Source organism: Micromonospora palythoicola, from assembly GCF_036689795.1.
Classification (GTDB): Bacteria; Actinomycetota; Actinomycetes; order Mycobacteriales; family Micromonosporaceae; genus Micromonospora; species Micromonospora palythoicola.
The window spans coordinates 24,792-43,497 of sequence record NZ_JBAGKI010000051.1 but is presented as its reverse complement, the minus strand read 5'-3'; the positions used below and the strand labels follow the sequence as shown (position 1 = coordinate 43,497).

Annotated in this window: 13 protein-coding genes; 6 read left to right on the top strand and 7 right to left on the bottom strand. The window is 71.9% G+C overall.

Annotated elements, in window-relative coordinates; all coding sequences use genetic code 11:
* The first annotated feature begins 241 nt into the window (after positions 1-241).
* Complete coding sequence (locus V5O40_RS20595) at positions 242-520, top strand: hypothetical protein (RefSeq protein ID WP_332906986.1); 279 nt, start codon at positions 242-244, stop codon at positions 518-520.
* Positions 521-622: 102 nt separating this feature from the next.
* Here the strand turns inward: V5O40_RS20595 and V5O40_RS20590 are convergent, their stop codons facing one another.
* The 6 genes from V5O40_RS20590 to V5O40_RS20565 form a co-directional block, all read right to left on the bottom strand.
* Positions 623-2,023, bottom strand: coding sequence for a class II fumarate hydratase (locus tag V5O40_RS20590; protein WP_332906985.1), 1,401 nt, complete (start codon positions 2,021-2,023; stop codon positions 623-625).
* 53 nt (positions 2,024-2,076) lie between these two features.
* On the bottom strand, positions 2,077-5,055 hold the full coding sequence (locus V5O40_RS20585; RefSeq protein ID WP_332906984.1) for an AfsR/SARP family transcriptional regulator: 2,979 nt from the start codon (positions 5,053-5,055) through the stop codon (positions 2,077-2,079).
* Between the two features lie 2 nt (positions 5,056-5,057).
* Positions 5,058-8,063, bottom strand: coding sequence for an AfsR/SARP family transcriptional regulator (locus V5O40_RS20580; RefSeq protein ID WP_332906983.1), 3,006 nt, complete (start codon positions 8,061-8,063; stop codon positions 5,058-5,060).
* 272 nt (positions 8,064-8,335) lie between these two features.
* The gene (locus V5O40_RS20575; RefSeq protein ID WP_332906982.1) at positions 8,336-10,000 is read right to left on the bottom strand and encodes a fumarate hydratase; all 1,665 of its coding nucleotides are present in this window, start codon (positions 9,998-10,000) and stop codon (positions 8,336-8,338) included.
* 215 nt (positions 10,001-10,215) lie between these two features.
* The gene (locus V5O40_RS20570) at positions 10,216-11,652 is read right to left on the bottom strand and encodes an outer membrane protein assembly factor BamB family protein (protein WP_332906981.1); all 1,437 of its coding nucleotides are present in this window, start codon (positions 11,650-11,652) and stop codon (positions 10,216-10,218) included.
* Positions 11,621-12,949 (bottom strand): MFS transporter, encoded by a 1,329-nt coding sequence (locus V5O40_RS20565; RefSeq protein ID WP_332906988.1) that lies wholly within the window; start codon positions 12,947-12,949, stop codon positions 11,621-11,623. Before V5O40_RS20565 ends, V5O40_RS20570 begins: the two co-directional genes overlap by 32 nt.
* 82 nt (positions 12,950-13,031) lie before the next feature.
* Between V5O40_RS20565 and V5O40_RS20560 the strand changes: the two genes are divergently transcribed.
* Entirely contained in the window at positions 13,032-14,018 is a 987-nt protein-coding gene (locus V5O40_RS20560) for an ArsR/SmtB family transcription factor (protein ID WP_332906980.1), read from the top strand.
* 6 nt (positions 14,019-14,024) lie between these two features.
* Here the strand turns inward: V5O40_RS20560 and V5O40_RS20555 are convergent, their stop codons facing one another.
* Entirely contained in the window at positions 14,025-14,510 is a 486-nt protein-coding gene (locus V5O40_RS20555) for an Lrp/AsnC family transcriptional regulator (RefSeq protein ID WP_164448589.1), read from the bottom strand.
* Positions 14,511-14,651: 141 nt separating this feature from the next.
* Between V5O40_RS20555 and hppD the strand changes: the two genes are divergently transcribed.
* From hppD to hisC, 4 genes are read left to right on the top strand one after another with little or no spacing between them, the layout of a single operon-like run.
* A complete protein-coding gene (hppD, locus tag V5O40_RS20550) occupies positions 14,652-15,857 on the top strand; it encodes a 4-hydroxyphenylpyruvate dioxygenase (RefSeq protein ID WP_164448590.1) in 1,206 nt (401 codons plus the stop codon).
* 11 nt (positions 15,858-15,868) lie between these two features.
* Positions 15,869-16,612 carry an RDD family protein gene (locus tag V5O40_RS20545; protein WP_332906979.1) on the top strand — a complete coding sequence of 248 codons (744 nt, stop codon included), beginning with the start codon at positions 15,869-15,871 and terminating at the stop codon, positions 16,610-16,612.
* A 22-nt stretch (positions 16,613-16,634) separates the two neighbouring features.
* Positions 16,635-17,594 carry an RDD family protein gene (locus tag V5O40_RS20540; RefSeq protein ID WP_332906978.1) on the top strand — a complete coding sequence of 320 codons (960 nt, stop codon included), beginning with the start codon at positions 16,635-16,637 and terminating at the stop codon, positions 17,592-17,594.
* The gene (hisC, locus tag V5O40_RS20535; RefSeq protein ID WP_332906977.1) at positions 17,591-18,691 is read left to right on the top strand and encodes a histidinol-phosphate transaminase; all 1,101 of its coding nucleotides are present in this window, start codon (positions 17,591-17,593) and stop codon (positions 18,689-18,691) included. Before V5O40_RS20540 ends, hisC begins: the two co-directional genes overlap by 4 nt.
* Positions 18,692-18,706 lie beyond the last annotated feature (15 nt).

Below are 18,706 nucleotides of genomic sequence, written 5' to 3'. Positions count from 1 at the left end.
GCGGCGTCGAGGTGGGACCGACCGCTCCCCCGGCCGGGCGGTCCCACCGCCGGGGCGATGACGCAAGCGACTCAGCTCGACAGGAAGGGCTGACCATGTCCCGGACCACACCCGCCACCCTTCGGACCGCTCCCCGAAGCGCCCCGGAAGGCCTGCCCGACCCACCTCGAACCGCGCCCCGGGCCGGAACCGGACCTGGCGCCGCGTTCGGGGCGGCTCGTCCGGGTGTTGGTGGCCGAGGATGACGGCCCCGGTCGCGCCGCGCCGGGCGCACCTGCCGTTGCGGCCGCTCTGGCTCTGCCGGGTCTGCGCGGCGCCCTGGCCGTGCGCCGCCGCGCGGCTCGATCTCGTCGCCGAGTACGCCGACGACCGGATCGCGCTCAGCGTCTACCTCTGCGCGGTGCTGCACGAGGCGGCCGCCGACCTGTACCGCCTGAACCCGCAGGACGGTCCGGATCCGGCGGCGCTGTTCACCCGCTTCCTCGCCTGGGCACCCCGGCGTCGCCTCACCGACGATTGATCGACTCGGGTTGCGGCATCCCGGCCCGTCCGGGCTGCCGATGACCGCAAGATGCCGCAACTGGAGTCGATCAAGCTGGCCGAGAGGGCAGGCGGGAGGGGGTCAGGGGTGGGTCATGCGGAGCAGGTCGAGCGCCTCCTCCAACTGGGTCTCGGAGAGCTTGCCGGAGTCGAGGTGACCGCGCGAGATCACCACCTCCTTGATGGAGATCTGCTTCGCCAACGCCTCCTTGGCGATCGAGGCGGCCTCGTCGTAGCCGAGGTGACGGTTGAGCGGAGTGACGATCGACGGCGAACCCTCGGCGTACGACAGGCAGACCTCGGCGTCCGCGACCAGGCCGACCACGCACCGGTCGGCGAGCAGGCGGCTCGACGCGGCGATCAGCCGGATCGACTCCAGGATGTTGCGGCCCATCACCGGCAGCATGACGTTCAACTCGAAGTCGCCCTGTGAGCCGGCGAAGGCCACGGTCGCGTCGTTGCCGACCACCTGGGCGCAGACCTGCCGGACGGCCTCGCAGACCACCGGGTTGACCTTGCCGGGCATGATCGACGAGCCCGGCTGGAGGTCCGGGATACGCAGCTCACGCAGGCCGGCGCGCGGGCCGGAACCCATCCAGCGGATGTCGTTTGCGATCTTGTAAAGCCCGACGGCGACGGTACGCAACTGCCCCGACGTCTCGACCAGTGCGTCCCGGGCACCCTGCGCCTCGAAATGGTTGCGCGCCTCGGTCAGCGGCAGCCCGGTCGAGGCCCGCAACTTCTCGATCACCCGGGCGGCGAAACCGAGCGGAGTGTTGATGCCGGTGCCGACCGCCGTGCCGCCCAGCGGCAGCTCCGCCAGGCGCGGCAGTACGCCCTCCAACCGTTCGATGCCGTAGCGGACCTGGGCGGCGTACCCGCCGAACTCCTGCCCGAGCGTCACCGGGGTGGCGTCCATCAGGTGGGTACGCCCGGCCTTGACGACGGTCTCGAACTCCTCGGCCTTCGCCTCCAACGCACCCGCCAGGTGGGTCAGCGCCGGCAGCAGATCCCGTACGACGGCCTCGGTGGCGGCCAGGTGGATCGAGGAGGGGAAGACGTCGTTGCTGGACTGCGACGCGTTGACGTCGTCGTTGGGATGAACGCTGCTGCCCAGCTCCCGCCCGGCCAGGGTGGCGATCACCTCGTTGGTGTTCATGTTGGACGACGTGCCGCTGCCGGTCTGGAACACGTCCACCGGGAACTGGTCGTCGTAACCACCCTCGGCCACGTGCGCGGCGGCGGCGGCGATCGCCGCGGCCACATTCGCGTCGATCACGCCCAGATCGCCGTTGACCTCGGCCGCCGCGCCCTTGATCTGCGCCAGCGCGCGGATCTGGGCCGGCTCGATGCCCCGGCCGGAGATCGGGAAGTTCTGCACCGCCCGCTGTGTCTGGGCCCGCCACAGCGCCTCGGCGGGCACCTCCACCTCGCCCATCGAGTCACGCTCGATCCGGTAACCCGTCGCCTCTGGAGTCGTCACTCCTACATCCTGCCGCGCCGGCTGCGGACGTGCAGATGTTCGCGGCAGCCAGATCATCCGAACGCGGCGAGGGATTCCTGCACCTCGTACTGCTCCGGAACGTCGAGCTGCCGGAACAGGGCCAGCGCCCGGATCCAGTGCGAGCGGGCTTCGGCCGGGTCCGTGGCGCACCGGCAGCGGGCGATACCGTCCAGGGCCTGGGCCTGTTGATGCCGGAAGTCGACTCCGGTGGCGTCCTCCAGCACCCGGTGGAACAGGTTCCGGGCACTGCGCACGTCGCCCTGCTCCAGCAGTGCCCGGGCCAGCAGGTTCTGCGACGTGAACTGGCCCATCCGGTCGCCGGCCTGAGTGACGAGGGTCAACGCCTCCCGGTGGAGCCTGGCCGCCGACTCCGGGCGCCCTGCCTCCCGCTCGATCCTGCCCAGATCGTTGAGCACCTCGCTCTCGTTGATCCGATTCCCCGTCAGTCTGTGCAGGCGCAACGACGTGCGCAGCAGGCGGCGGGCGGGAGCCAGGTCGCCCATCCGGTAGCGAACGGCACCGACCTGGCCCAACGCGTTCGCCAACTGCCAGCGATCGCCCAGCACCCGGCTGAGCATGAGGTGGTTACGGCTGATGCGCAGCGCCTCCTCGTAGCGCCCCCACTGCAGGAGCAGGTAGCCGATGTTGTTGAGCAGCGTGGCCAGTTCCGTGGATCGGTCGGCACGCCGCAGCAGCCGCCCGGCCTCGCCGTAGTACTCCAGGCTGCGTTGCCTCTCCCCGGCACTGGCGTAGGCGCTGCCGAGGTTCCACAGGATGCGCGCCAACTGCCCCCCGGACCGCTGGCGCCGGCCCAACTCGACCGCCTGCTTGAGGAGCCGGATCGCGTGTGGAAACCGGGCTCTGCGGAACGAGACAGAGGCGAGATAGTTGAGCATCAGGGCCGAAGCCCACTCGTCGCCCAGCGCCTCGGCGGCCCGCAGCCCGGCGTCGTGCATCTCGGTCAGCTCATCGAGGTGCCCGCCGGTGAAGAACGGCCACCAGCAGGCGCGCGCCAACTGCCAACAACGCCGGGGAAAGGACCTTTCGGCCACCCGGCACAGTACGACGAGCGTCCTGCGGTTCTCCTCGAACCAGGCCCGCCCCGGCTCGGCGGCCAGCGACAGGAGGTCGGGGCGCAGCGGATCTGGCGGCGTGAAGTTCCGCAGGCTGCCGTACGACTCGAACTTGCGCGCGATCCGTACGGCCACGTCGACGTGGTGGTGCAGCATCCGATCAAGGGCGTCGTCGTGCTCGGCACGGTTGCCCGGCTCGTCGAGCATTCTGCGGGCGTACTCGCCGACCAGGTCGTGCAGCCGGTATCGGCCCGGCTCCGGCTCCTCGACCAGGTGCGCGTCGACGAGTTCGTCGAGTACATCCTGCGCCTCGTTCAGCGGCAGTCGGGTGAGCGCGGCGGCGACGGTCCTGTCGAAGCGTCCACCCGGGTGCAGGCCGAGCAGCCGGAACATCCGCTGCGCCGACGGTGTCACCTGGGCGTACGACAGGGCGAAGGCATCACCGACGGAGCGCTGCCCAGCCGCCAACTCGGCCAACGGGTCGCCGGCGTCGCGCAGTCGCTCGATCAGATCGCTGAGTTGCCAACGGGCGCGATGGGCCAGGCGGGCACCGGCCAGCCGGATCGCCAGCGGAAGATAGCCGCAGCGGCGCACCACCTCGGCGGCCGCCAACGGCTCCGCCGCCACACGCGCCACGCCCGCCACCCGCCCGAGCAGCTCGACCGCCTCCGCCGGATCGAGCAGCGGTAGCGAGTACGGACGCCCCTCGTCGAGCCCGACCAGGCGCCGTCGACTGGTGATCAAGGTCAGGCTGTCGGCCCCGGTAGGCAGGAGTGGACTCACCTGTTCGGCGTTGGCCGCGTTGTCGAGCAGCAACAGGACCCGTCGTTCGGTCAACTCGGTACGCCACATCGCGAGCCGGTCGTCCGGGTCCAGCGGTACCCGCTCCGGCGCGACGCCGAGTTGCCGCAGCAGGGACGCCACGGCCGCGGTGGCGGCCAGGGGGGTCCGGGTGCTGTGGCCATGCAGATCGAGGAAGAGCTGCGCGTCGGGGTACCGATCGGCCAGCCCGGTCGCGAGGTGCACCGCGAGGGTGGTCTTGCCGCTGCCCGGCATCCCGTCGAGCAGCAGGACCCGGGCCTGCTCACCTTCGATCTCCTTGACCAGTCGCGAGATCACCTCCTGACGTCCGGTGAAGTCGCTGATCCCCCGGGGCAGCGCCCGCACGGGTGGGTTCGGCAGTTGCCTGGGCCTGGTGAGGAGCAGGTCGCCGGCAAGCATCCGCTGGTGCAGGTCCTGCAACTCCGTGCCGGGATCGAGGCCCAGCTCCTCCGCGTACAGCCGGCGGCCGTCCTGGTAGACGGCGAGGGCCTGGGCCTGCCGACCGACGCCCGCCAAGGCCAGCATGAGCTGCCCCCGCAGCCGCTCCCGCAGGGGCTGCCGCTGCACCGCCTCGGTCAGCTCCTCGATCAGTTCGGCCGCCATCCCGAGCCGCAGCTCGATGTCCACACAATCTTCGAGGGTGTCGAAGCGCCGCTCGTCCAGGGTCTGGGCCCGCAGCCGCACGACCCGGCTGGCGATGCCGTCGAGGGCCGGCCCTCGCCACAACGCCAACCCGGACCGGTAGTGACGGGACGCGTCGACGAGCCGGCCAGCGGCGAGGGCGTCCCGTGCCAGCCTCACCTCGTGGGCGAACACCTCGGCGTCGAGTTCGCCGGTGCCGGTACGGACCCCGTAGCCGATGGGGTCGGTGACGATCGTCTCCGGTGGGACACCCAGGCTCACGAAGCGATGCCGCAGGCGGGAGACACAGGTCTGGAGCTGGGCGCGGGCGGTGGCCGGCGGTCGTTCCTCCCAGACCGCGTCGATCAGCTCCTCAACCGGCACGACGCGATTCGTCCGCAGCAGCAGGATCGCGAGGACGACCCGGTCCCGACCTGCGGTCACGGTGGCCTCTCCCCCACCGACCCGCAGCGGCCCCAGAATCTGAAACCGCATCCTCACGACTCGCCCGGTCGCGCCACGGCGCTGTCCAGCTCGGCGAGCAGCCGCTGCACCTCGTCCGCGTCTGGCGACTCGACCTGACGCATCAACGCCAGGGCCCGAACCCAGTGTGAGCGGGCAGCCGCCGGGTCACTGTCCAGCAGGCACCGGGCAATGCCGTCCAGCGCCCGGGCCTGCTCGAACCGGTGACCGATTCGGGTGGCGTCAACCAGGACGCGACCGAACAGGTCCTGGGCGGTGCGTACGTCATCCTGGTCCAGGATGGCGCGGGCCAACAGATTGCGGGACGCGCACTGGCCGGCCAGGTCACCGGCCTCGCTGATGGCGATGAACGCCTGCCGGTGCAGCGCCGCCGCCTCGTCGGGACGCCCTGCCTCCCGCTCCATCACGCCGAGTTCGTTGAGCATCTCGCCCTCGTCGAAGCGGTTCTTCCCGGCCCGGTGCAGGCGCAACGCCATCCGCAACAGCCGGCGCGCCGGTCCGGTGTGGCCGAGCCGGTGCCGGGTGATGCCGACATGCCCTATCGCGTTGGCCAACTGCCGGCGGTCACCGATCTCGCGGGCGAGCATCAGATGATTCCGGCCGCACTTCAGGGACTCGTCGTAGCGTCCCCACATGCACAGCACGTAGGTCATGTTGTTGAGCAGGGCACTCAACTCGGCCAACCGGTCGACACCGCGCAGCAGTGTCGCCGCCTCCCGGAAGTACTTGATCCCGCGACGCGTGTCACCGCCGGCCCAACTGTTGATGCCGAGATTCCACACCAGACTGCGTAGCAGGTGCCCCGGGCCGCTCCGCCGGCACAGCTCGACGCCCCGCTCCAACAGTTGGACGCCCTGCCGGAAGTCGGCCCGGCGGAAGTAGGCGGAGGCCAGGTAGTTGAGCATCAGTGCCTGCGCCGACTCGTCACCGACCGTCTCGGCCGCCCGGAGCCCCACCGTGTGCGTCTCGACCAGTTCGTCGAGGTGCCCGCCGTTGTAGAGAAGCCGCCAGCTGGCCCGGGCCAGCTGCCAGGCGCGCTCGGGAAACTCCGCTTCCGCCAGACCGGGTAGGGCCACCAACGCGGATCGGTTCTCGTCGAACCAGGCCAGACCCTGCTCGACACAGATCGTCACCAGATCGGGTCGCGGTGGGTCGGGCAGGCTGAGGGTGGTGCGGCTGCCGGGCGACTCGCTCTCCCGGCCGATGGCCGCCGCCACGTGCAGGTGATGATCCAGTAGACGCCGCAGCGCATCCCGCCGCTCCGTCCCGTTGGCCGGATCGGCCGACAGCGTCCGGGCATACTCGCGGACCAGGTCGTGCAGCCGGTACCGGCCCGGCACCGGCTCGTCGATCAGGTGGGCGTCGACCAGTTCGTCCAGCAGGTCCTGGGCCTCGGCCAACGGCACGTCGGCCAGCGCGGCAACGGTGGTGTTGTCGACCCGTGCGCCCGGATGCAGTCCCAACAGCCGGAAGGTGCGCTGGGCCGCCGCTGACACCTGTGCGTACGACAGGGCGAAGGCATCGCCGACGGAACGATGCCCGAGGGCCAGCTCGGCCAACGCGTCACGGTTGCCGCCGAGCCGCTCGGCCAGGTCGGCGATCCGCCACCGGGGCCGGTGGACCAGCCGGGCCCCGGCCAGGCGGATGGCGAGTGGTAGATGCCCACAGCGGCGGACCACCTCGACGGCGGCGGCCGGTTCCGCCGCGACCCGGTCGTCACCGGCGACCCGACCGAGCAGCTCGATCGCCTCGTCGACGTCGAGCACCGGCAGGGACGAGGGCCGACCCTCGTCGAGACCGACCAGCCGACGGCGGCTGGTGATCAGGGTCAGGCAGCCGGCACCGCTGGGCAACAGCGGCGCCACCTGCGCCGCGCTGGCGGCATTGTCGAGCAGCACCAGCGCTCGCCGGTCGGCCAGTTCGGTACGCCAGATGGCCAGCCGGTCGTCCGGGTCGACCGGGATGCGTTCGGCGGGTACGCCGAGCTGTCGCAGCAATGTGGTCAGGGCGGCGGACGGGCTCAATGGCGCCCGCTCGCTGTGCCCGTGCAGATCGATGAAGAGCTGGGCGTCCGGATAGCGCTCGGCCACCCGGGTCGCCACATGCACGGCCAGAGTGGTCTTTCCGCTGCCCGCCATCCCGTCGATCAGCTGGATCCGGGTCTCGCCATCCTCGATCTCCTTGATCAGCCGAGCCACCGTCTCCGCGCGCCCGGTGAAATCGTCGATCGCCCGGGGCAGCGCGCGGACCGCGGTGGTGGCACGGCGTTCGGACCCGGCAACGGCGAGGTCTCCGGCGAGCACCCGCTGGTGCAGATCCTGCAGCGCCGCACCCGGCTCGATGCCGAGTTCCTCGGCGTACAGGCGTCGGCCCTCCCGGTACCGGCCGAGCGCGTCGGCCTGCCGGCCGACGGCGGAGAGGGCCAGCATGAGCTGGCCGCGCAGCCGCTCCCGCAACGGATGCCGCTCCAGTTCCTCGGTCAACTCGTCGACCAGGGTCGCCGCATGCCCGAGCCGGAGCTCTACCTCCACGCACTCTTCCAGCACCGCCAGCCGCTGCTCGTCGAGGGCCTGCGCCCGACGCCGCACCGATGAGTTCGGGATACCGCCCAGTGCCGGCCCGCGCCACAGCCCCAGCGCCGCTCGGAACCGCCGGCGCGCGTCGCTCAAAGCCCCGCCGGCCACCGCGGCCCGAGCCGCCTCGACTCCCCGGGCGAAGACCTCCGTGTCCAGCTCACCAGCGTCGGTCCGAATGCCGTAGCCGACCGGATCGGTGACGATGGTGTCGGCCGGCAGGCCGAGCCTCGCGAGACGCTGTCGCAGCCGTGACACACAGGTCTGCAGCTGGGCCCGGGCGGTGGCTGGCGGGCTCTCCTCCCAGATCGCGTCGACCAGTTCCCCGACGGGGACGATGCGATTGGCCCGCAGCAACAGAACAGCGAGCACCACCCGATCCCGACCTGCCGTGACGGTGGCTTCGCCGCCGCCGACCCGCAGTGGCCCCAGGATCTGAAAACGCATCACTCTCCCACCCCGTGATGGTGGCAACTTTCAGCAGAGTAACCCCATCGATACCGAGCGGCGTAGTTGCCTGATAGCGATCTGAGAGTGGATCGACAGTGGCGGGCCGCACAATCTCGTTGGTTGCATCTACTGGTGCGATCGACGGGGGCGGTGCGCCCGGCCGTCCCGGGCCGGGCGCACCGATGTCGAAGGTGGTTCCGTCGGATGCGACGAAGCCGCCGGACAGCCGCAGCCGAGCAGTGGCAGCAGCGTCTCCGAAGCGGTCCGGCCTAGTGGCGGCCGATGGTGAGAACCGGCTTGGTCACCTCGGCGAAGAAGTCGTTGCCCTTGTCGTCGACCACGATGAAGGCGGGGAAGTCCACCACCTCGATCTTCCAGACCGCCTCCATGCCGAGTTCCGCGTACTCGAGGACCTCGACGTGCTTGATGCAGTCCTGGGCGAGCCGGGCCGCCGGGCCGCCGATCGAGCCGAGGTAGAACCCGCCGTGCTGCTCGCAGGAGCGGGTCACCTGCGCCGACCGGTTGCCCTTGGCCAGCATCACCATCGAGCCGCCGGCGGCCTGGAACTTCGCCACGTACGCGTCCATCCGGCCGGCGGTGGTCGGGCCGAACGAGCCGGACGCGTAGCCCTCCGGGGTCTTGGCGGGGCCGGCGTAGTAGACGGCGTGGTCGCGCAGGTACTGCGGCATCGGCTCGCCCGCGTCCAGCCGCTCGGCGAGCTTCGCGTGGGCGATGTCCCGGGCCACCACCAGCGGGCCGGTCAGCGACAGCCGGGTCTTCACCGGGTACTTGGACAACTCGGCGCGGATCTCGTCCATCGGCCGGTTGAGGTCGACGCGGACCACCTCGGTCGCGTCCAGCTGCGCGTCGGTGACCTCGGGCAGGAAGCGGGCCGGGTCGGTTTCGAGTCGCTCCAGCCACACGCCCGACGGAGTGATCTTGGCAACCGCCTGCCGGTCGGCCGAGCAGGACACGGCGATGGCCACCGGGCAGGACGCGCCGTGCCGGGGCAGCCGCACCACCCGCACGTCGTGGCAGAAGTAGCGACCGCCGAACTGTGCGCCGATACCGAAGTTGCGGGTCAACTCCAGCACCTCCGCCTCCAGCTCCAGATCCCGGAAGCCGTGCGCGGTCATCGAGCCGGCGGTGGGCAGGGCGTCGAGGTACTTCGCGGAGGCGTACTTGGCGGTCTTGAGGGCGTACTCGGCGCTGGTGCCGCCGATCACCACCGCCAGGTGGTACGGCGGGCAGGCGGAGGTGCCGATCAGCCGCAGCTTCTCCTCCAGGAACTGCATCATCCGCGTCGGGTTCAGCAGTGCCTTCGTCTCCTGGTAGAGGTACGACTTGTTGGCCGAGCCACCGCCCTTGGCCATGAAGAGGAACTTGTACGCGTCCGGGTGGCCGTCCGGGTCCTCGGCGTACAACTCCACCTGTGCGGGCAGGTTGCTGCCGGTGTTGCGCTCCTCCCACATGGTCAGCGGGGCGAGCTGCGAGTAGCGCAGGTTCAACCGGGTGTACGCCTGCCACACGCCGCGCGAGATCGCCTCCGCGTCGGTCCCGTCGGTGAGCACGTGCCGACCCCGCTTGCCCATCACGATCGCGGTGCCGGTGTCCTGGCACATCGGCAACACCCCACCGGCGGCGATGTTGGCGTTGCGCAGCAGGTCCAGCGCGACGAACCGGTCGTTCGGGGAGGCCGCCGGGTCATCGATGATCGACCGTAGCTGGGCGAGGTGGGCGGGACGGAGGAAGTGCGCGATGTCGTGCATCGCCTCGGCGGTCAGCGCGGTCAGCGCGGCCGGTTCGACGGTCAGGAACCGGCGACCGCCCGGGCCGTTGACCACGTCGACGCCCTCGTCGGTGACCAGGCGGTAGTCCGTCTGGTCCGGACCGGTCGGCAGCAGCGGGGCGTACGCGAAATCGGCACCGCTCACGACGGCACTCCGCTTCGCTCCGTGCCGCCGTGAGGCACCATCGCACCGCACCGATGATTCGCTCGCTGCCGCTCGCTCACGACGGCACTCCGCTTCGCTCCGTGCCGCCGTGAGGCACCATCGCACCGCACCGATGATTCGCTCGCTGCCGCTCGCTCATGACGGCAAAGCCTAGGGCAGAGGGTCTGGTCCTTCCCACCCACCGGGGGGCCCGATCATTTGCCGGGGTCAGGGGCGGCGCACAGCTCGTTCTTCGGACCGCAGCTGTCCTGCGGCTGCGGCACCGCGCCGCTGCCGGCGGGCCCCGGGTCGGCCCTGTCGGCCTCGCCCGGCGTGCCGCCGGCCGTCGCGCCGAAGCGGACGTACCCGATCTCCCGGCCCTCCCCGATCACCATGCCGGCGGGGCCCACGGCGAGGGCGTTCGCGGAGGTACGCAGCACGGCCAGTTCCCGCCCGGTACGCGGATCGAGCGCGACCAGCCGATTGGGTTTTTCGTCGGCGACGATCGCCGCGTACGGGGTGAGGGCGGCATCCGCCTTCTTCCCCGCCGGCCGCTTCCACCGGGTGCGCTCGGCGCCGAGTTCACGGGCGGAGACGGCGCCACCGTCAGCGGTGCGGACCAGCGCGTACCGGTCGTCGACGGCGAGCACCCGTTCACCGTTCGCGGTGACCAGCAACAACCGACCGTCGTACGCGTCGAGGACCGCCTCCCGGCCGTCGGGCGACACGCCGAGCAGCACGTTGCGGGCACCGTACGGGTCCTCCCGCTGCACGCAACCGGCGCTGTCGGCGGTGCGGAGGTTGAGTCCCGACTGCTGCCACGCCTCCTGGCCGGTGGCCGAGTCCCGACCGGAGATGGCGTAGTAGCAGCTACCGTCCTGCGACCGGGCGGTGATCCGCAGCAGGCGCCCGCCGATCACGGCGAGCCGCTCCTCCCGACCGGGTTCGACGTTCTGGAGCACCCGGCCGGTGGCGGTGTCCACCACGTGCACCCGGCCGTCGACCGGGAAGCCGAGCAGCGGCGGCACCGCCTCCGGGCCGGCCACCTCGCCGTCGATCCGGTTGCCGCTGAGCCGCCGGGTGTCGAGCAGATTCGGGTTGTCGGCGAGCAGGCCGGTGCTGACTCCGGGCAGGAAGGCGGTCCACAGCGGAGTCGTGCCGCGCGGGTCCCAGGCACTCAGCGTGCAGTCGGTGGCCTCCACGCAGCGGGCGTCCAGCAGCAGGTTGCGGTAGGTCCAGACGGCCACCGCGTCGTCGTCGCGGCGGCGGGTCACCCCGGTACCGGGGTCGAGCACCTCGTACCCCTTGACCAGCAGCTTGCCCACGACGACGACGGCTTCCTGCCCGGCGCCGGTGACCGCGCTCCAGTCGGCCTTGCGTTCCCACAGCTGCGTGCCGGCGGCCAGGCTGCGGGCCTCCACCCGGGTGCGCTGCTCGATCACGACGCTCTGCCCGGCGATGGTGACGCTGCGCGGGGTGCCACCGATACGTTGCTGCCAGACCACGTCCGGCTGGGAGATCGGTTGGGGCCGGTTGACCCAGTCCCACATGGTGGGGAACGGGTTCCAGACTCCGGTGGCGGCGAGCACCACCACCGTGATCAGGCCGAGCAGCAGCCAGCTACGTACGCCGAGGCCGCTCCCCTTCGCCACCGGGACACGGTAGCCAGCCACGCTCGCCACCGCCCGCACCACCCCGCGTGTCGCGCCGGGAAGATCGCGTCGGCCGCACCGCCGGCACCGCGAGGACCGGCCACAGGAGCAGCGTCGCGATGGCCGAGGCGGCCCCCGCGCCGGCCATCACCACCCCCGGGGCGAGCACCTCGCTGAGCGCGCCGGCCCCGGCGGCGGCCAACCCCTGCGCGGCCATCATGCCGGTGTTGACCAGTCCGAACGCCTGCCCCCGGCGCGCCTCGGGCACCGCGTCGAGGAACCGCCGGGCCAGCCCGAGCTGGTAGGCGAACCCGGCGGTCGCCACCGCGAACAGGGCCGCCGCGGGCAGCAGCGCCGGCCGGGCCAGGAACACCAGCATGGGTACGCCCAGCAGCAGCGCGAGCCACGGCGTCAGGCGTTCCCGCCGGGCCGGTGCCACGAACCGCCCCACCAGCAGGTCACCGACGAGCATGCCGCCCGCACCGGCCATCAGCAGGACGCCGGCGCTGGCACCCGGGCCGAGGTCGGCCGCGTACGGCACCGCCACTCCCTCGGCGCCGACCAGCAGCGAGCCGGGCAACCACTGGGCGAGCAGCAGGCCACGGATCCGGCGATCCGCCAGTAGCTGCCGGTTGACCCGCAGGGTCTCCCGGAACGCACCGGTTCTCGGGCCGCTGCCCGTCCGGGCGGCGCGGGCGGGACGAGGAGTCAGCCCGAACCGCACCAGCAGGGCGGAGAGGCCACAGGTCGCCGCGGTCAACCAGAGCGCGCCGTACGGGCCGACCAGCCCGAGCAGCAGACCACCGACGGCGAAACCGGCCACCTGCGTGCCCCCGGCGGCCACCGTGAGCAACGAACGACCCAGCACGTACCGGTCGCCGTGCAGCATCTCGGGCAGCAACGCGGTGCGGGACGCGCTGCTCACCGGACCGAAGAGGGCCACGACGGCGACCAGGCCGAGCATCGCCGACGGGGCGAGCACACCGGTGGCGAGCACCACCACCGTGGCCAGCCGCACCAGGTCGTAGCCGACGATCAGGGCGCGGGCCGGCCACCGGTCGGCCAGGGCCAGCAGGAACAGCCCACCCAGCGCGTGCGGCAGGAATCCGGTGACGTACGCGAGCGCGGCCAGCAGACCGGAGCCGGTGCGCTCGTAGACCAGCACGGAGAGGGCGAGCATCTTCACCGTCTCGCCGATCATGAAGATCCCGTAGCTGGCGAAGATCACCCGGAACTCGGCGACGGCGAGTACGTCCCGGAACGTGGCTGGCCGGTCGGCCAGGGCCGGCCGGCCCATGCTGGTGTCGGTCACGCCAGCCAGCCTGGTGGGCCCGTACCGGAGCCCTCTATCCTTTCGCTGGAGGACGAAAGGTCGGACGATGCGGATCGAGGTCACCCCGGCGGACGTGGCGGCCAGCCGGTACGCCGTCTCGCCGCTGGGCGAGGCGGTCTGGGCGCTGCGGCTGCACACCGGCCAACACGCCGTGCCGGGGCTGGCGCCCTGGGTGGCCCGTACCCGACCGGTGTTCGAGCGGTTGCGCCGGGACTGCCCGGCGGTGGGCGCGCTGATGGCGCTGCTGCGCCGGGGCGGCTACAACGCCGACTTCATCCAGCCGCCGCCCGCCGGCACCGGTCGCACCTTCGCCGACGAGCTGGCCGTGGTCCGGGCCACGCCGCTCGGGCAGGCCCGCGACGAGTTGTCCCGCAATCTCGCCGGACTGCCGACCCCACCGGCGTACGCCCACCGCATCTACGACGCGCCGGACGTCGTGGACCGGCTGGCCGACGCGATCGAGGCGTCCTGGACGGCCCTGGTGCAGCCGGACTGGCCGCGACTGCGGGCGGTGTTGGAACGGGACCTGGTACACCGCGCGGGCCGCCTGCTCGCGTACGGCTGGGGGGCCGCCGTGGCGGACCTGGACCCGAGGCTGCGCTGGGTCTCCGGCGGCGGCCTCGGCGCGATCGAGGTGGCCGACCGCGACCCCCGGAGCTACTCGTTGGACGGCCGGGGCCTGCTCTTCATCCCCACGGTCTTCGGCATGATGATCAACTACGTCGAGCCGCCGTGGCCGTTCGCGATCGTCTACCGGGCCTCCGGGGTGGCCGAGCTCCTCGGCCCGCCCGACCCGGGCCGGCCCGAGGACGCGCTGGACCGGCTGGTCGGGCGGTCCCGCGCGGCGGTGCTGCGGGCGCTCGCCCTGCCCGCCACGACCAGCCAGCTCGTCGGGCAGCTCGGGATGAGCCTGGGCGGCGTCGGCGACCACCTGTCGGTGCTGCGCGACGCGGGCCTGATCACCCGGGTCCGCTCCGGCCGGTCCGTCCGCTATCGCCGCACCCCGCTGGGCGACACGCTCGCGGCGAACTGACCGGACTCACCGCACCGCCGAGCGCAGCAGTGGCAGGACCCGGTAGGGGATCTGCTCGGCCAACGCGATGATGGTGGAGGCACGGGTGATCCCCTCGTACGCCACGATCTGGTCGATCACCCGCTGGAGGTCGGTGTTCGAGCGGGCCACGATCCGGCAGAGCAGGTCGCCCGAGCCGGTGATGGTGTGCGCCTCCAGCACCTCGGGGATCGCCGCCAGGTGCCGGGTGACCGGGTCGTGCCCGTGCCGTTGGCTGATCTCCAGAGTGACGAAGCTGGTCACCGTGAAGCCGAGCGCGGCCGGGCCGAGATCCGGCCCGAAGCCGGCGATGACGCCCCGGCCGACCAGCTTGTCGAGCCGCGCCTGGACGGTCCCCCGGGCGACCCGGAGCCGGCGCGAGCACTCCAGCACGCCGATCCGGGGTTCCTCGGCGAGCAGTTCGATGAGTCGCACGTCCAGCTCGTCGAGCTGGGCAACCTGACCAGTGTTCATGCGTGAGGACCATACCGTTTGTGCAACCTGACCAGCGTACGCCGTGAGGGTTGCCCAGTGCGCCCGGTCACCGCGATGCTCGGCACACAGCACACGATCCCGTCGGCCCACCAGGCCGGCCGGTACGCGAGGGAGGCCACCATGACCCAGGCGATCGACCGACCCCAGCCGACCGAGGAGGTGGACGTCGACGCTCTCGTCGGCGCCGTCGACCACGACACCAGCAAGGACCCGTTCCCGGTCAAGGGCCTCGACTACGTGCATTTCATGGTGGGCAACGCCAAGCAGGCGGCGCACTACTACTCCACGGCGTTCGGCATGACCTGCGTGGCGTACCGGGGGCCGGAGCAGGGCTACCGGGACTACGCCGAGTACGTGCTGACCAGCGGTTCCGCCCGTTTCGTCCTGACCGGCGCGGTACGCCCCGACGCGCCCGGCGCCGAACACGTGACGAAGCACAGCGACGGCGTGATCGACATCGCGCTGGAGGTGCCGGACGTCGATGCGGCCTACTCGCACGCCGTCCAGCAGGGCGCGAACGGCCGGACCGAGCCGACCGACCTGACCGACGAGCACGGCACGGTCCGCTTCGCGGTCATCGACGCGTACGGCGACACCCGGCACACGCTCGTCGACCGGTCCCGCTACACCGGTCCGTTCCTGCCCGGCTTCGTCGCCCGCGGCCCGATCGTGGACCGGCAGCCGATGATCGACGCCGGCATCCAGCCGAAGCGCTTCTTCCAGGCCGTCGACCACGTGGTCGGCAACGTCGAGCTGGGCCGGATGGACGAGTGGGTCGAGTTCTACCGCCGGGTCATGGGCTTCACCAACATGGCCGAGTTCATCGGCGACGACATCGCCACCGACTACTCGGCGCTGATGAGCAAGGTCGTCGCGAACGGCACCCGCAAGGTGAAGTTCCCGCTCAACGAGCCGGCCATCGCCAAGAAGAAGTCGCAGATCGACGAGTACCTGGAGTTCTACCGGGGCCCCGGTGCCCAGCACATCGCCGTGGCCACCAACGACATCCTGGCCAGCGTGGACGCGATGCGGGCGGCCGGCGTCGACTTCCTGGAGACCCCGGACTCGTACTACGACGACCCGGAGCTGCGCGCCCGCATCGGCGAGGTACGCGTACCGATCGAGGAACTCAAGTCCCGCAAGATCCTGGTCGACCGGGACGAGGACGGCTACCTGCTGCAGATCTTCACCAAGCCGGTGCAGGACCGGCCGACCGTCTTCTTCGAGCTGATCGAGCGGCACGGCTCGCTCGGCTTCGGCAAGGGCAACTTCAAGGCGCTCTTCGAGGCCATCGAGCGGGAGCAGGAGAAGCGCGGCAACCTGTAACACTGTCGAGCGTGACCCAGCCTCCCCCGCCCCCGACACCGCCGGCCGGCGAACCACCGGCCGGCGGTGTCACGCCGTCCACCAACCCGCCACCGGTTCCGGCGCAGTGGGCCCCGCCCGCCCAGCCGCCGCCGGGACAGCCGGGTCCACCGGGGTACGCTCCGCAGCCGCCCTGGGCCGCCGGACCGCCACCGCCCGGCTGGGCCGCCGGACCGCCACCGCCGGTGCTGGGTCCGGGCGGGCAGCCGCTGGCGAGCTTCGGTGACCGGCTGCTGGCGTACCTGATCGACGGGGCCATCGCGACCGGGGTCCTCATGGTGCTCTTCGTGCCGATCTTCCTGGTCTTCTGGTGGCGGATACTCTCCACGCTCGGCTGGACCAACCCGGACGGCACGCCCGCCGAGCCGGACCCGGCCACGATGTTCACCGATGTGATGTTGCCGATGCTGTTGCTCCAGGCCGGGCTGGTCGTGCTGATGCTGGGGATCTACTGGCTCTACCACGTCGAGTATCTGAAGCGCACCGGGCAGACCGTCGGCAAGAACGTGATGAAGCTGCGCGTGGTCCCCCTCGACCCGACCCGCAGCCTGGACCGTCGGATGGCCGGCAGGCGCTACCTCGTGCAGTTCGTCGGCGGGGCCCTGGTGCCGGGTGGCAGTTACGTCGACGGCCTCTGGCAGTTGTGGGACAAGCCCTGGCAGCAGTGCCTCCACGACAAGTTCGCCGGGACCGTCGTCGTTAAGGTGTCGAGGTGACTGAGCGCAGCGAGGCCGCGCCGTGAGCGTGGCACCCGGTTGGTACGTCGACCCCGCCGACCCGGAGACCCGCAGGTACTGGGACGGCGAGGGCTGGATCGGCGCGCCCATCCCGGTGGAGGCCACGCCACCCGAGGGCCCACCCCCGCCCGAGCCGGCACCGGAGCCCACCTCCCCGGCGTCCGTCTCGACACCACCCGGGCCCGACCTGCCCTCCGCCGGCACCGCGCCGACCACCTGGCCGCACGGCCTGTCGACGGGCCGGCCGGCTGACGGGACGCCGGGTTGGCCCGGCGGGCAGGGGCAGCCGGGCACGCCACCGACCTGGCCGAGCGGGAACCCGCCGCAGGGGCCACCGCCCGGCTGGCCGTACCCGACCTGGCCCGGACGTCCGCCGGCCCCTCGCCCGCACGGCCTGCCGCTGGCCTCGTTCGGTGCCCGGCTGGCGGCCCGGCTGATCGACTTCGGCGTCGTCGTCCTGCTCAACGCCCTGGTCAACGGCTGGTTCGTCTGGCGCTACCTGCAGGAACTGTCGGCGCCACTTGACGAGTTCTGGCGCCGGGTGCAGTCCCAGGACCGCACCACCGACCCGCTGCCCGCCGCCGGCGACCAGGCCGGCGCGCTGGTGGTGACGATCCTGCTCATCGCCACCGCGCTCTGGCTGGCCTACGAGGTGCCGTCGATGGCCGCCAGCGGGCAGACCTTCGGCAAGCGGCTGCTGCGGGTCCGGGCGGTGCCGGTCGAGGCGGACGCGCCGTTGGGCTTCGGCCGGGCGCTGCGCCGGTGGAACACACTCGGCCTGCCCACGCTGCTCTGGTACTGCTGCGGCCTCGGCCTGCTGCTCCAACTGATCGACGCGCTCTCACCGCTGTTCGACCATCCGCTACGGCAGGCGCTGCACGACAAGCGGGCGCAGACCGTGGTGGTCCAGCTTCCGCGTACCCCCGACGACCGCGCCAACCCCCCGGGAGAAACCTCATGACCGACGGACGAGACCAGGCGGCGGTGCGACTGACCCGCGCCGACCTGGACGCGCTGCCCAACTACGTGCCCGGCCGCAGCCCGGCCGACCTGGCCCGTGAGCTGGGCCTGCCCGAGGCGATCAAGCTGGCCAGCAACGAGGTGCCGTACGGCCCGCTGCCCGGCGTGGTGGACGCGGTGGCCGAGGCGGTCGCCGGAGTGCACCGCTACCCGGACATGGGCGTGGTCGCGCTCCGCCAGGCGCTCGCCGAGCGGTACGGGGTGCACGTCGACCGGGTGGCGACCGGCTGCGGTTCGGTGGCGCTGGCCGAGCACCTGGTCCGCGCCACCTGCCTGCCCGGCGACGAACTCGTCTACTCGTGGCGCTCGTTCGAGGCGTACCCGATCATCGCGGCGACCAGCGGCGCGACGAGCGTGCAGGTGCCCAACGACGCCGGGCACGGGCACGACCTGGGGGCGATGGCCGCGGCGGTGACCGACCGCACCCGGATGATCCTGGTCTGCAACCCCAACAACCCGACCGGCACCGCGGTACGCCGAGCGGAGCTGGACCGCTTCCTCGACGCCGTACCCGACGACGTGCTTGTGGTGATCGACGAGGCGTACCGCGAGTTCGTCACCGACCCGGCGGTGCCGGACGGGCTGGACTACGCCGACCGGCCGAACGTCGCGGTGCTGCGCACCCTGTCCAAGGCGTGGGGCCTGGCCGGCCTGCGGATCGGTTTCCTGGTCGCCCAGCCGCAGGTGGCGGCGGCGGTCCGCAAGGTCGTCACGCCGTTCTCCACGAGCATGGCCGCCCAGGCGGGCGCGCTGGCGGCGTTGGCCCAGGCCGACGAGGTACGCCGGCGGTGCGCGCTGGTGGTGGCCGAACGCGAGCGCGTCGGCGAGGCGTTGGCCAAGCTCGTCCCCGGCGTGCCGGCCAGCCAGGCCAACTTCGTCTGGCTGCCACTCGGCGACCGGGCGGTGGAGTTCGGCAAGGCGTGCGAGTCGCGGGGTGTGATCGTCCGTCCGTTCCCCGGTGACGGGGTGCGCGTCACCATCGGCACCCCGACTGAGAACGACGCCTTCCTGGCGGCCGCCGAGGCCGCCCTGGGCTGAGCCGGGCCCGCCGCT

Coding starts and splice junctions, on each gene's coding strand:
- V5O40_RS20580 (WP_332906983.1), bottom strand. CDS start 8,063: ATGCGTTTTCAGATCCTGGGGCCACTGCGGGTCGGCGGCGGCGAAGCC.
- hppD (WP_164448590.1), top strand. CDS start 14,652: ATGACCCAGGCGATCGACCGACCCCAGCCGACCGAGGAGGTGGACGTC.
- V5O40_RS20595 (WP_332906986.1), top strand. CDS start 242: ATGACGGCCCCGGTCGCGCCGCGCCGGGCGCACCTGCCGTTGCGGCCG.
- V5O40_RS20560 (WP_332906980.1), top strand. CDS start 13,032: ATGCGGATCGAGGTCACCCCGGCGGACGTGGCGGCCAGCCGGTACGCC.
- V5O40_RS20585 (WP_332906984.1), bottom strand. CDS start 5,055: ATGCGGTTTCAGATTCTGGGGCCGCTGCGGGTCGGTGGGGGAGAGGCC.
- V5O40_RS20565 (WP_332906988.1), bottom strand. CDS start 12,949: ATGGGCCGGCCGGCCCTGGCCGACCGGCCAGCCACGTTCCGGGACGTA.
- V5O40_RS20555 (WP_164448589.1), bottom strand. CDS start 14,510: ATGAACACTGGTCAGGTTGCCCAGCTCGACGAGCTGGACGTGCGACTC.
- hisC (WP_332906977.1), top strand. CDS start 17,591: ATGACCGACGGACGAGACCAGGCGGCGGTGCGACTGACCCGCGCCGAC.